This window comes from Georgenia deserti (assembly GCF_042680605.1).
GTDB classification, from domain to species: Bacteria; Actinomycetota; Actinomycetes; order Actinomycetales; family Actinomycetaceae; genus Allobogoriella; species Allobogoriella deserti.
The window spans coordinates 131,508-144,049 of sequence record NZ_JBHUEE010000010.1 but is presented as its reverse complement, the minus strand read 5'-3'; the positions used below and the strand labels follow the sequence as shown (position 1 = coordinate 144,049).

Annotated in this window: 10 protein-coding genes; 4 read left to right on the top strand and 6 right to left on the bottom strand. The window is 71.8% G+C overall.

The window, feature by feature from the left end:
- Positions 1–17: 17 nt before the first annotated feature.
- From ACFSE6_RS16950 to ACFSE6_RS16940, 3 genes are all read right to left on the bottom strand, one after another.
- The gene (locus ACFSE6_RS16950) at positions 18–824 is read right to left on the bottom strand and encodes a DUF4352 domain-containing protein (protein ID WP_388010022.1); all 807 of its coding nucleotides are present in this window, start codon (positions 822–824) and stop codon (positions 18–20) included.
- Between the two features lie 192 nt (positions 825–1,016).
- Positions 1,017–2,987 (bottom strand): DNA primase, encoded by a 1,971-nt coding sequence (gene dnaG / locus ACFSE6_RS16945; RefSeq protein ID WP_388010019.1) that lies wholly within the window; start codon positions 2,985–2,987, stop codon positions 1,017–1,019.
- Complete coding sequence (locus ACFSE6_RS16940; protein ID WP_388010016.1) at positions 2,987–4,288, bottom strand: deoxyguanosinetriphosphate triphosphohydrolase; 1,302 nt, start codon at positions 4,286–4,288, stop codon at positions 2,987–2,989. Before ACFSE6_RS16940 ends, dnaG begins: the two co-directional genes overlap by 1 nt.
- A gap of 71 nt (positions 4,289–4,359) precedes the next feature.
- Here ACFSE6_RS16940 and ACFSE6_RS16935 point away from each other — a divergent pair, with 71 nt between their 5' ends.
- Positions 4,360–5,502 carry an alpha-amylase family protein gene (locus ACFSE6_RS16935; RefSeq protein WP_388010013.1) on the top strand — a complete coding sequence of 381 codons (1,143 nt, stop codon included), beginning with the start codon at positions 4,360–4,362 and terminating at the stop codon, positions 5,500–5,502.
- An 8-nt stretch (positions 5,503–5,510) separates the two neighbouring features.
- Here ACFSE6_RS16935 and dusB read toward each other — a convergent pair whose 3' ends face one another.
- The 3 genes from dusB to ACFSE6_RS16920 all read right to left on the bottom strand — a co-directional run bounded on the left by dusB (position 5,511) and on the right by ACFSE6_RS16920 (position 9,613).
- A complete protein-coding gene (dusB, locus tag ACFSE6_RS16930; protein ID WP_388010010.1) occupies positions 5,511–6,770 on the bottom strand; it encodes a tRNA dihydrouridine synthase DusB in 1,260 nt (419 codons plus the stop codon).
- The gene (locus ACFSE6_RS16925; protein ID WP_388010007.1) at positions 6,767–8,059 is read right to left on the bottom strand and encodes a YibE/F family protein; all 1,293 of its coding nucleotides are present in this window, start codon (positions 8,057–8,059) and stop codon (positions 6,767–6,769) included. Before ACFSE6_RS16925 ends, dusB begins: the two co-directional genes overlap by 4 nt.
- Positions 8,060–8,209: 150 nt before the next feature.
- Positions 8,210–9,613 (bottom strand): glycine--tRNA ligase, encoded by a 1,404-nt coding sequence (locus ACFSE6_RS16920; RefSeq protein WP_388010004.1) that lies wholly within the window; start codon positions 9,611–9,613, stop codon positions 8,210–8,212.
- 217 nt (positions 9,614–9,830) lie between these two features.
- Between ACFSE6_RS16920 and ACFSE6_RS16915 the strand changes: the two genes are divergently transcribed.
- The 3 genes from ACFSE6_RS16915 to ACFSE6_RS16905 are packed head-to-tail and all read left to right on the top strand — an operon-like array spanning position 9,831 to position 12,541.
- A complete protein-coding gene (locus ACFSE6_RS16915; protein WP_388010001.1) occupies positions 9,831–10,799 on the top strand; it encodes a metal ABC transporter substrate-binding protein in 969 nt (322 codons plus the stop codon).
- Between the two features lie 3 nt (positions 10,800–10,802).
- Entirely contained in the window at positions 10,803–11,636 is an 834-nt protein-coding gene (locus ACFSE6_RS16910; RefSeq protein ID WP_388009998.1) for a metal ABC transporter ATP-binding protein, read from the top strand.
- Positions 11,636–12,541 (top strand): metal ABC transporter permease, encoded by a 906-nt coding sequence (locus tag ACFSE6_RS16905; RefSeq protein WP_388009995.1) that lies wholly within the window; start codon positions 11,636–11,638, stop codon positions 12,539–12,541. Before ACFSE6_RS16910 ends, ACFSE6_RS16905 begins: the two co-directional genes overlap by 1 nt.
- The last annotated feature ends 1 nt before the right edge of the window (position 12,542 follow it).

Sequence of the window (12,542 nt, the reverse complement as noted above, 5' to 3'; positions counted from 1 at the left end):
ATCATGCTGCCAGGCGCTCACCGGAGTGCGAAGTGCGTCACCTGTCCGTAGTCCGCCGCGGGCCGGAGCACCCACACGCCGGCGGCAACGGCTTCGGCCGGCATGCCCTGGCACACGGTCCCGGTCACCTCGCCGCCGGGTGGCATGTTGCCGACGTCGTACAGGCTGTCCTCGGCCATGCAGAATTGGCCGCGCAGCATGTCGTACTCGCGGCCGTCGCCACCGACGAATCCGGCCAGCAGATCGACGGCCGGATCGAGGGCGCGGTCACCGGTGTTGCGTACGGTCACCTCGGCCGTGGCGAGCACGTCGCCCGGCCCGAGCTGATCGGCGTAGGTCCGATCCCCGCCGGCGACCTCGTCCGCCGCGTCCGGGTTCGTGGCGCGGAACGTCACCTCGAAGTCGCCTACCCGGGCGGTCGTTCCGACGGGGACCACCTGGTCGGTGGGCGCCACGTCGGCCCCTTGGGCGGGGGCGCCGGCGGGCTCCACCGGTACCACGGCGGAAGGTTCGTCCGCGGTCGGCGACGGCTCGGTGGCCGCGGCCGGTGCCGCCGCGTCGCTGCCGTCGCCACCGCTGAGGACGCCGAACAGCACCCCGGCCGCGATCACGGCGACAATCACCGCGCCGAGGGCCGCGTTGCGGCCCCGCCCCTTCTTCTCGCCGGGGTCCTCCTCCTCGCGGATGGCGTCGGGCACTTCTTCCAGGCTCGAGCCCTCGTGCTCACCGTTCTCGGCGGCGTCGTCGGGTCGTTGCCCGACGTGCGGGGCAGGGTCGACCTCGCGGTCCCTGCCGGGACCTGGCGCATCCGGACGCTGGACCAAGACCGTTCCCCCTCACGTCCGCGGTCGGACACACGAACGTCGTCGTCTCCGACGGTACAGAAATTCGCCGAGCGCGCCTCCTCGCGGCAGGTCACGATCTCGCATCACGGCACCGGGACCGCCTCGTCGACACCGTTCGCGCGGCTCGGTTACCGCGCAGACCAGCGGCGATGCACGTGTTGACCAATAAGCTCAAAGATCGGTCAAGGCGCGCCGGCGGTTCTCCAGCTCCATGAGCTCGGTGAAGATCTCGCTGTAGGCGGGGTCCTGCGGATCGGTGCGCTGGAGGTTGCCCTTGACGTCGGCGATGCGCCGCGTCAGGCCCATGCGCAGCAGCGCCACGAGCACGCCGCGCGCGTAGGCCGCGAGACCGTCCGCCCTGTCGGCGGGCAGGGGCGCCACAGCCAGTTCCGTGACCACGCCCGCCACCGGCCCGACGGCGTTCTCCCGCACCTGCTCGGCCCACCAGGTGGCGGCACGCTCCTGGGCGTCGCCGCCCGCGCCATGCATCTTCTCGACCTGCTCGCCGTAGGCACGGGTGCCGCCGGCGGCACGGACGGCGTCGTGCACGCCGCGGAACGCCGGCACGGTGAAGGTATCGGGCGGGAGGTCGTCGAACCCGGCGGCCAGCGCGTGCTGCGGAAGCTGCAGCACCACCTCGAGCACCTGCCGCTCCAGGCGCGCGACGGGATCCTCCCGGCCTCCGCTGCCCTGGCCGTTGGCGGGCGGGCGTCCGCTCTGCCCGGGCGCCGCCGCGGCCCACCGCTCCTCGCTCGCGCCCTGCTGTTCCGTGCCTGCGCGGCTCGCGCTCTGCACCGCCCTGCGGACCGCGACCTCCTCCATGCCGAGCCATCCCGCCAGCGACCGCGCGTACTCCCAGCGCAGCGCCCGGTCGCGGATGCGCGCCACCACCGGCGCGGCCGACCGCAACGCGGAGACGCGGCCCTCCGCCGTCGTCAGATCGAGCTGCGCCAGAACCGAGCGGATCGCGAAGGCGAACAACGGCTGCCGAGCCGCGACAAGCTCGCGCACCGCGCCGTCGCCGCGCTGCAGACGTAGGTCGCACGGGTCCAGGCCATCGGGTTGGACAGCAACGAAGGTCTGGGAGGCAAACCGCTGGTCCTCCTCGAACGCCCGAAGGGCCGCCTTCTGGCCGGCCTCGTCGCCGTCGAAGGTGAAGATGACCTCGCCTCCGTAGGACGCGCCCGAGGCGAAGATGACGCCGGCGGCCGCGTCCGCCCGGTCGCCGAGCAGGCGCCGCACGATGCGGATGTGTTCGGCCCCGAACGCGGTACCGCAGGTGGCGACGGCGGTGCCGACGCCGGCCAGGTGGGCGGCCATGACGTCGGTGTACCCCTCGACGACGACGACCTTGCGTTCCTTGGCGATCGCGCGCTTGGCCATATCGAGGCCGTACAGCACCTGGGACTTCTTGTAGATCGGGGTCTCGGGCGTGTTGAGGTACTTCGGCCCGGGGTCGTCCTCCATCAACTTGCGGGCCCCGAAGCCGACCGTCTCGCCGGTGATGTCGCGGATCGGCCAGACGAGGCGGCCACGGAAGCGGTCGTAGATACCGCGGTTGCCCTGCGAGACGAGGCCGGAGGCGGTGAGTTCGGCCTCGGTGAAGCCCCGGCCGCGCAGATGCCGCAGGAGGTTGTCCCATCCAGTCGGGGCGAACCCGACACCGAATGTCGTGGCGGCCTGCCGGTCGAACCCGCGCTCCGCGAGGAACTGCCGTGCCGGGGCGGCCGCCGGTGTGTCGAGCTGTGCCGTGTAGTACTCCTCGGCCACCCGGTGCGCCTCGATGAGGCGCTGACGCCGGCCCGGTTCCTCCCGGGGGCGGGCGCGTCCGCCGTCGTCCTCGTAGCGCAGCTGCACCCCGACTTTCGCCGCGAGGTGCTCGACCGCTTCGGCGAACGGCAGGTGGTCGATCTTCTGCACGAAAGAGATGACGTCGCCGCCCTCGTCGCAGCCGAAGCAGTGCCACAGGCCGAGCTGCGGGCGGACATGGAAGGACGGGGTACGTTCGTCGTGGAACGGGCACAGTCCCTTCATCGATCCGACGCCGGCCGCCTTGAGGGTCACGTAGGCGCCGACGATCTCGTCGATCCGCGCCCGTTCCCGTACGGCCGCGATGTCCTCACGGCGGATGAGACCGGCCATCAGTAGACCTCCGAGAGCATGCCGCACAGCCGTGCGTGCCACTGCTGGGCGGAGGTGTCGGTGAGCGAGGCGACCTGGTCGACCACGACGCGGAGCCGGGCGCCGTCGTCACCCGCGGCGCGGTAGTCCGCCGCGAACGGTCCCTCGAGATGCTCCGGGCCGGAGGAGATGAGCGCGTCGACGAGGTCGAAGATGACGGTGCGCTGGGTGAGGTAGGCGGCTTCGTACTCGCGTGGGGCCATGACGTACAGGGCGGCGAGGCCCTTGAGCACGACGATCTCCGCGAGTGTCTCCGGCGGGACCACGAGGTCGGCGTCGTAACGTGCGAGCGGTCCCTCGCCCGCGCTGGCGCGGGTGGCGCGTTCTGCGGCGCCGCAGAAGCGACCGATCAGCTGGCTGGTCATGTCCTTCAGACGGGCGAGGTCGCGCCGGGACCCGTCGTAGCCGGGCACCCACACAGGGTCGGCGATGATCCGTTCGAGGGCCGCGCCGAGCGCGTCGTCCTCGACCGGCGGGTCGTACCAGTCGCGGGCCTGGGCGACCACCCGATCCTGTTCCGCGGCGGTCCGTAACCGGGTCAGGTCGACCCGTCCGCCGACGATGGCGTCCTCGACGTCGTGGACGGAGTAGGAGACGTCGTCGGCGAGGTCCATCACCTGAGCCTCGAGGCACCGACGCCCGACCGGTGCACCCTGACGCAGCCATCCGAACACTTCGACGTCCTCGGGGAAGACGCCGTACTTGCGCTGCGGACGCCCGTCAGGTCGGTCCGGGCCTGCGCCGGGCAGCCAAGGGTACTTCGTGGCGGCGTCGAGGCTGGCACGCGTGAGGTTGAGGCCGACGCACTCGCCCCCATCGGTGAAGACCTTCGGCTCGAGCCGGGAGAGCAGCCGCAGGGTCTGCGCGTTGCCCTCGAAGCCGCCGATGTCCTCGGCGATCTCGTCCAGGGCCCGCTCGCCGTTGTGACCGAAGGGTGGGTGACCGAGGTCGTGGGACAGGCAGGCGGTGTCCACGACGTCCGGGTCGCAGCCGAGCTGCTTGCCCAGCTCGCGGCCGACCTGGGCGACCTCGAGCGAGTGGGTGAGCCGAGTGCGGACGAAGTCGTCCGAGGACGGGCCGAGCACCTGGGTCTTGGCTCCCAGCCGCCGCAGCGCCGAGGAGTGCACCACGCGGGCACGATCGCGTTCGAACGCGGTGCGCCGGGGGTTCTTCGCCGGCTCCGTCCACCACCGCTCGAGGTCACGCTCGGAGTACGACGCCGGGGTGCGCACGGAGGCGCCCGCGAGGTCGGAAGTGGTCACACCCGGAGGGTACGCCGCCGCGCCTCGCCCGTGCGGGCGTGGTCCACAGCGGGGTGGGACACAATGGCGCAATGACCGAGTCCCAGCCGGAGGAGCCCGCGCCGCGGCTCGTGCCCGCAGGCCAGATCACGACGACGCTCGTGCACCGCCCGAGCCGGGCGCCGGCACCGTGGTGGCGCCGCGCCGTCGTGTATCAGGTGCACGGTCCGGCCGGCGTCGACGGTCTGGCCGCGCTGAGTCCCGATATCTCGCTGGTGGCCCGCCTGGGGGCGACCGCCGTGGAACTGCGGGTGCCGGCCGTCGACCCGGACGCGGCCGACGCCACCGGGGTGGTCGACGAGCTCATTCACCGTGCGCACCAGCGCAACCTCGCAGTCATCGCCTCCCTCGCCGGAGCCCCGGACGAGGAGTTGCCCGAGCGGGCCGAGCGCTGGTTGGCGCGCGGAGCGAACGGCATCGACGTCGGCCTGCTGCCCGCGGACGGGCCGACCGCGGACCTCGGGCGTCTCCAGGCCGTGGTCGCGGAGCGTGATGAGGCGGTGCTGACCGGTGCCGTGTCCGCGGCGCACCCCGAGGTGCTGGCGGAGCAGTTGCTCGAGCACTGGCTGCACGTCACTCGCGACGACCGTCTCGGGACCACGCCGTGGGACGCCGCACAGCTGCGCGCGACGATCTCCGACGCCTACCTGCAGCGCGAGCCCGCCGGCGCCGCGCCGGGGTGGACGCTTGCGGACTTCCGCGGCGGCACCCCATGGGGACTCGGAGAGGACGAGGCCGCCCGGCGGCGCCGTCGCGCCGCGACCCTCCTCATGCTCGCGCTGCCCGGGACGGTGTATATCCGTCAGGGAGAGTCGGTGGGCGTCGCTCCGGCGCCGGGTGATCCGGTGCCGGCGACGATCGCCGACGTGGCCGCGTTGATGCGCGCCCAGCGCGGAACGCCCGGAGCCCTCTACGAGCGGTACCGGCACGCGCTGCGGCTGCGCGGTGAGCTCGGCCTGGCTACCGGCCCGCTGGCGTGGGTCGACGACGCACCTGGATCGGCGACCCTCGCGTTGCTGACCCGGGACCTGCTGGTGCTGACGAACGTCAGCAAGGAGACCGCCGTCGTCCCCACCGACCGGGAGCTGCTGCACGCCTCCGACGACGTCCCGCTCCCCAGCGACGGTCGCCTCGTGATCCCGCCGGCGACGACGGTCTGGCTCGCGACGAGCTGACGCCCGCCTCAGCCGCCGGAGACGGAAAGTTCGGCGTGCGCGAGCATGGCGCGCAGGTTCTCGTCGATGTCCTGCGTGCGCAGCCACCCGTCGGGCAGGTGCGGATCCTTCGGCGACCCGGCACGACCACGCGGGCCTTCCGCTCCTTCGCCGGGATACGGCTGATTCAGGTCGAGAGCCGCCAGTCGGCGGTCGAGCTCGTCGAGGGTGGAGACGAGGGCGAGCTGACGGCGCGCCTCGCCGCCGACGGCGTACCCCTTGAGATACCACGACATGTGCTTGCGCATCTCCCGCATGCCGCGGTCCTCCTCGCCGAAGTGCTCGACCATGAGCTCGGCGTGCCGGCGGAGCACGGCGGCCACCTCACGCAGACCGGGCCGCACACGCGCCGCCTCGAGGTGCTCCGGGCCGTAGTTGGCGGCAATGAGATCGGTGAACAGCCACGGCCGCCCCTGGCAGCCGCGCCCGACGACGACGCCGTCGCACCCGGTCGAGCGCATCATCTCCAGCGCGTCCTCGGCGGACCAGATGTCGCCGTTGCCGAGCACCGGGATCGTGGTGACGGTCTCCTTCAGCCGGGCGATCGTCTCCCACCGTGCGGTCCCCGAGTAGTGCTGGGCGGCGGTGCGGGCGTGCAGGGCCACGGCGGCGACGCCGGCGCGCTCGGCGAGGCGACCGGCCTCGAGGTAGGTGAGGTGGTCGTCGTCGATGCCCATGCGCATCTTGACCGTGACGGGCACCTGGACCTCGCGGTGGCGCGACGCCTCACGGGCGGCCGCGACCGCCTCGGTGACGATGGCGTCGAACAGGTCCCGCTTCCACGGCAGGGCCGCTCCCCCGCCGCGCCGCGTGACCTTGGGGACGGGGCAGCCGAAGTTCAGGTCGATGTGGTCCGCGCGGTCCTCCCCCGCGAGGATGCGCACGGCGGCGCCGATGGTGGCCGGGTCCACGCCGTAGAGCTGGACGGAGCGGACCGGCTCGTCCGGGTCCGGGGTGATCATCCGCATCGTCTCGGGGGTGCGCTCCACCAGCGCCCGCGAGGTGATCATCTCGGTGACGTACAGTCCCGCCGGGGCGTACCGTCCGGGCACCGCCTGGGGTGCACCCGCCGGCAGTCCGGCCAGACCGGCCTCCCGGCAGAGCTTGCGGAACGGCGGGTTCGTCACGCCCGCCATGGGCGCGAGCACGATCGGGCTGCCGACACCGACCGGCCCGATCTGCAGGGCGGTCCGTGCGTCGGGCACACGGGTCGTGGCTGGCGCGGTCATGGCGCCATTGTCGCCCGGCCCTCGCTCTCGGTCAGCCCGGGGCGGGTGTGAGATCCGTCCTCGCCACGGCCGCGCCGGGGCCTGGAGGTGCGGACCAACGCGGCGGCGATCCCGGTGGTGGCGGGGATGGCGAGCACCAGGCCGATCGAGGAGACGAGCGTGCGCACGATCTCCTCGGCGATCTCCCCGGCCATGAGGGTGTCGAGGAAGGCACGGTCCATCATGGCGGCTGCCATGAGCAGCGGCAGCGCCGTGCCGACGTAGGCGAAGGCGAGGGTGTAGACGGTCGAGGCGATGTGGTCCCGCCCGATCCGCATGCCGCGCGCCATCAGCGTGCGGCGGGGCAACGTCCGGTCGGTCGCATGGATCTCCCACACCGCGGACGCCTGGGTGATGGTGACGTCGTTGAGGGCGCCGAGACCGGCGATGACGATCCCGCAGAGCAGGACCTCGCGCAGGGAGAGGTTCTCGAAATCGGACATCAGCATCAGTGACGCGTCCGAGTTTGCGCCGGTGAGGTTGGCCGCGTCGGTTCCCCACAGCGCCAGGACCACGGTGATCGCCAGCCCGACGAACGTCCCGAGCAGCGCCGTCGTCGTCCGGATGGAGATCCCGTGGGCCAGGTAGAGACTGAGGAAGAGCATCCCGCCGGAGCCGACCAGCGCGACGAGAACCGGCGGAGAGCCGAGCATGATCGCCGGGATGACGAAGAACACGATGATGGCCAGGGAGGCGCCGAGCCCGGCCATGGCGGCGAGGCCGCGCAGGCGTGCCACCACGAGCACCGCGAGGGCGTAGCCGAGGGCGAGCCAGCCGATCGGTGCTTCGCGGTCGAAGTCCCAGAAGACGTACGGGCTGCCGGTGCCCATGGCCTGGGGGGAGAACATGAGCTTGAGGTCGTCGCCGGGCTCGATCCCGCCGCGCATCACCTCGGGCGGCACCTGCACCGGCACCACCTGACCGGCCCCCGACCCGGTGGTCAGCTCCACGCGGACCTGGCCGCCGGCTTGGTCGGCCGTCCCTCCAGGCGGTGCCCCGCTCTCGACGTCGTCCGGGTCCGTGACCACCTCGACCACCGTGCCGTGCTCGACGGTCATCCCGGTTCCGGCTACGGGCACGGAGCCGATCGGCGTCTCGCCGCGGGGCCACAACGCCACCAGTCCCGCGATCGTGGCGATGAGGAGGGGAACGACGAGCGCGGTCAACACCCACCGGGCGCGATGCGCCTCGCCACGCGGCAGGTCGAGCTCGGCACCGTCGTGGGTGTGCGGATGTGCGTGTGCGGCCACGCCTCATGCTCGCCCGCCGCGGCCCGGTCGGCCGGCAGGACGCGCCGATGCCGCTGGCACCCGGCTCGCCACTCCCCCGCCGACTCGTCGATTCTGTGCCGACTCGTCACCCCCGTGCCGACCGGTCTCCGCCGGTGCGGGGGCTCCCCGTCAGCAGCCCACGAGGCGCTCGGCCAGGTAACCGCGGACCTTGTCCAGGGCGATGCGTTCCTGGGTCATGGTGTCGCGGTCCCGCACGGTGACCGCCTGATCCTCGAGCGTGTCGAAGTCGACGGTCACGCAGTACGGTGTCCCGATCTCGTCCTGGCGGCGGTACCGGCGGCCCACCGCGCCGGCGTCGTCGAACTCGACGTTCCAGTAGCGCCGCAGGTCCGCCGCAAGCTCCCGGGCCACCGGGGAGAGCTTCTCGTTGCGCGAGAGCGGCAGCACGGCCGCCTTGACGGGAGCGAGCCGGGGATCCAGCCGCAGCACCGTCCGCTTGTCGACCCCGCCCTTGGCGTTCGGCGCCTCGTCCTCGGTGTAGGCCTCGATGAGGAACGCCATGAGCGAGCGGGTCAGGCCCGCCGCGGGCTCGATGACGTAGGGCACCCACCGGGTGTCCTTGGCCTGGTCGAAGTAGCTGAGGTCCTGGCCGGAATGCTCGGCGTGCGTGGACAGGTCGAAGTCCGTGCGGTTGGCGATCCCCTCCAGCTCGCCCCACTCGCTTCCGGCGAAGCCGAACCGGTACTCGATGTCGACGGTGCGCGTCGAGTAGTGGGAGAGCTTCTCCTGGGGGTGCTCGTAGTGGCGCAGGTTCTCCGGGTCGATCCCGAGGTCCGTGTACCAGTCGGTCCGGGTGTCGATCCAGTACTGATGCCACTGCGCGTCGGTGCCGGGCTCGACGAAGAACTCCATCTCCATCTGCTCGAACTCGCGCGTGCGGAAGATGAAGTTGCCGGGGGTGATCTCGTTGCGGAAGGACTTGCCGATCTGCCCGATGCCGAACGGGGGCTTCTTGCGGGCCGCCGTCATGACGTTCGTGAAGTTCACGAAGATGCCCTGGGCGGTCTCCGGCCGGAGATAGTGCAGGCCCGACTCGTCCTCGACCGGGCCGAGGTAAGTCTTGAGCATCATGTTGAAGTCGCGCGGTTCGGTCCATTCGCCGCGGGTGCCGCAGTTCGGGCAGGCGACCTCGGCGAGATCGACGTCGTCCGGCGACGCGAGGCCCTTCTTCTCCCCACGGGAGGAGAAGTAGTCCTCCTGCATGTGGTCGACGCGGTACCGCTTGTGACAGTTCAGGCACTCGGTCAGCGGGTCGTTGAACACCCCGACGTGTCCGGAGGCCACCCACACCTGCCTCGGGAGGATCACCGAGGAGTCCAGGCCGACGACGTCGTCACGCGAGGTGACGACGGCGCGCCACCACTGCTTCTTGATGTTCTCCTTCAGCTCGACCCCGAGTGGCCCGTAGTCCCAGGCCGACCGCGTACCGCCGTAGATCTCACCGGACGGGAAGACGAACCCCCGCCGCTTCGCGAGGTTGATGACGTTGTCGAGTCGTGAGGACGTGGCCACGGAGGTCTCCTGCTCGGGTATCGACCGCACCTGGCTGGCACGGGCACGCGACGGGCGGGCCGCGCCGCGCGTCGCCCAACCTACCGACCTGCGCGGTCGGCTCGCGCATCCGCTCGCCGAGGCGCCGGGTGAGTGTCCTCACCCGCACCGTCCGGGTGAGCGGTCTCACGCCGGCTCGGTTTTGACACCCGTTCTCAGGAGTTTGAGAATCGGTTTCATGAGATCCCGCCGCCTCGCGGTCCCCCTCGCCCTGATCGCCACCGTGGCCCTGCCGCTGTCCGCCTGCTCGGACACCGGCGCAGGATCCGGCGGCGACGGGCCCATCCCTGAGGTGTACGCGGCGCTGTACCCGTTGGAGTTCGTCGCGGCCGAGGTCGGCGGCGACCATGTCTCGGTCTCACCGATCACTCCCGCAGGCACGGACCCGCACGACCTCGAGCTGTCCACCAACACCGTCGCGCGCCTCGACGGCTCGATGGTCGTCTACCTCTCCGACTTCCAAGCCGCGCTCGACGACGCGCTCGACGTCGCATCCCCCGACGTCACCCTCGACGTCGCCGAGCCCGCGCGGGTGACCAGTTGGGGGCTCGAGGCCGCGCACGGGGAGGACGAGCCGGCGCACAGCGAGGAAGAAGCAACCCACGAAGGCGGGCACGACCACGAGCACAGCGGCGCCACGGACCCGCACTTCTGGCTCGACCCGCTCCGCCTCGCCGACGTGGCCGACGCCGTCGCCGACGAGTACGCCGAGCTCGACCCCGACAACGCCGACGACTACGCGACCAACGCCGAGCACCTGCGCAGCGAGCTGGAAGACCTCGACGCCGACCTCGCCACCGGCCTGGAGAACTGCCGGACCCACACGATCGTCGCCGCACACGAGGCGTACGGGTATCTGGCGGACAGGTACGGCCTGGAGCAGGTCGGCATCTCGGGGCTGGACCCCGAGTCCGAGCCGTCGCCCGCCCGGCTCGCCGAGATACGGGAGGTGGTCGAGCGCGAAGGCGTCACCACGATCTTCGCCGAGCAGCTCGTCAACCCCGCGGTGGCAGAGTCGTTCGCCTCCGACCTCGGCATCGATGTCGAGATGCTCAACCCGCTGGAGACCGAGCCGGACAGCGGGGACTACCTTGAGGCGATGCGCCAGAACCTCGAGACCCTGTCCACGGCCCTGCAGTGCTCGTGACCGATGGCTGATTCGTCCGGCCCTCCGGCTGCCCCCTCCTCGGCGCGGATCCGCGCCGAGGCGCTCGGCGTGAGCTTCGGCGCCGCACCCGTCCTGCGCGGGATCGACCTGACGGTCTCCGACGGCGAGGCGGTGGCCCTGCTCGGCGCCAACGGCTCCGGCAAATCCACGCTGGTCAAGGCGATCGTCGGGCTCGCGCCGATCACCCGCGGCCGCGTGCTCCTCGACGGCCGTGACGTCGTCACGCAGCGGCGCCGTATCGACTTCGATCGGATAGGTTACGTCCCGCAGCGGCTCACCGCGGCCTCCGGCGTTCCGGCCACCGCCCTGGAGGTCGTCGCCTCGGGTCTGCTCAGCCGCGGTCGCCTGCGGATCGGGCGAGCCGGCCGGGAGCGGGCACTCGCCGCGCTCGACCAGGTGGGCCTGGCGGACCGGGCGGGCGAGAGCGTCCAGATCTTCTCCGGCGGTCAGCAGCAGCGGGTGCTCATCGCCCGGGCGCTCGTACGCGAGCCCAGTCTGCTCATCCTGGATGAGCCGCTCGCCGGGATCGACGCAGCGTCGAAGGAGTCTCTGGCCGCCACGGTGGCGGACCTTCGTGCGCGTGAGACCACGCTGCTCGTCGTGCTGCACGAACCCGCGGAACTGGGTCCTCTCATCGACCGTGCGGTGGTGCTCCGGCACGGCCGGGTGGTGCACGACGGCCCGATGCCCCGACCCGCACCCGGGCACGACGCGCCCGACCACGACCACGAGCACCCGCACGCCGGCGCGACGGGCCCGACTGTGCACGTGCCCGACCTGAGCGTCGGCCTGCCGGCCGAGGAGGAGATGCGCTGATGGGCTGGGTCGTCGAGATCCTCACGACGCCGTTGATGCAGCGTGCCCTCGTCGTCGCCGTGCTGGTCGGTGTGGCGGCACCGGTGATGGGTACCTATCTCGTCCAGCGGCGCCTCGCCCTGCTCGGTGACGGCATCGGGCACGTGGCCCTGACCGGTGTCGCCGTCGGCTGGCTGGTGGGCAGCGCCGTCGGTGTCAGCGACGCCGGGGCATTGGCGGTCCCCGGGGCGATCGTCGCCTCCGTGGTGGGCTCGTTGATGATCGAGTTCGTCCGGGCCCGGGGCAAGACCAGCGGCGACATCGCGCTGGCGATCCTGTTCTACGGCGGGATCGCCGGCGGCGTGCTCATCATCACCCTCGCCGGAGGGACGACGGCGAACCTCAACGCCTACCTCTTCGGTTCGATCGCGGCCGTCGCCCCGATCGACATCGTCTTCACGGCGGTGCTCGCCGTCGTCGTCCTCGGTGTCGGGATCGGTCTGCGGGGCCCGCTGTTCGCCCTGTGCCACGACGAGGAGTTCGCGCGTGCGGCCGGGCTGCCCGTCCGCGCGTTGACCGTCCTCATCGCCGTCATGGCGGCGTTGACGGTGTCGGTGTCGATGCGGGTGGTCGGGGTGCTGCTCGTCTCGGCGCTGATGATCGTGCCGGTGGCAACGGCACAGCTGGTCACGCGGTCCTTTCGCGGGACGATGGCCACCGCCATGCTGCTCGGCCTGGTCATCTGCGTCACCGGTCTGGTCCTGACCTACCTCTACCCGCTCACGCCGGGGGCGACGATCGTGGTCCTCGCGATCGCCGTGTACGCCGTAGTATCGATCGTGCGTCCGCTCCTCGGGCGTCGGGGTCCCCACGGTGATCCGCACCCAGATGTCGAGGACGACGTCCGCGTACGAGAGGCAGCGTGAG

Coding starts and splice junctions, on each gene's coding strand:
- dusB (WP_388010010.1), bottom strand. CDS start 6,770: ATGACCGCGCCAGCCACGACCCGTGTGCCCGACGCACGGACCGCCCTG.
- ACFSE6_RS16935 (WP_388010013.1), top strand. CDS start 4,360: ATGACCGAGTCCCAGCCGGAGGAGCCCGCGCCGCGGCTCGTGCCCGCA.
- ACFSE6_RS16910 (WP_388009998.1), top strand. CDS start 10,803: ATGGCTGATTCGTCCGGCCCTCCGGCTGCCCCCTCCTCGGCGCGGATC.
- ACFSE6_RS16915 (WP_388010001.1), top strand. CDS start 9,831: ATGAGATCCCGCCGCCTCGCGGTCCCCCTCGCCCTGATCGCCACCGTG.
- ACFSE6_RS16905 (WP_388009995.1), top strand. CDS start 11,636: ATGGGCTGGGTCGTCGAGATCCTCACGACGCCGTTGATGCAGCGTGCC.
- dnaG (WP_388010019.1), bottom strand. CDS start 2,987: ATGGCCGGTCTCATCCGCCGTGAGGACATCGCGGCCGTACGGGAACGG.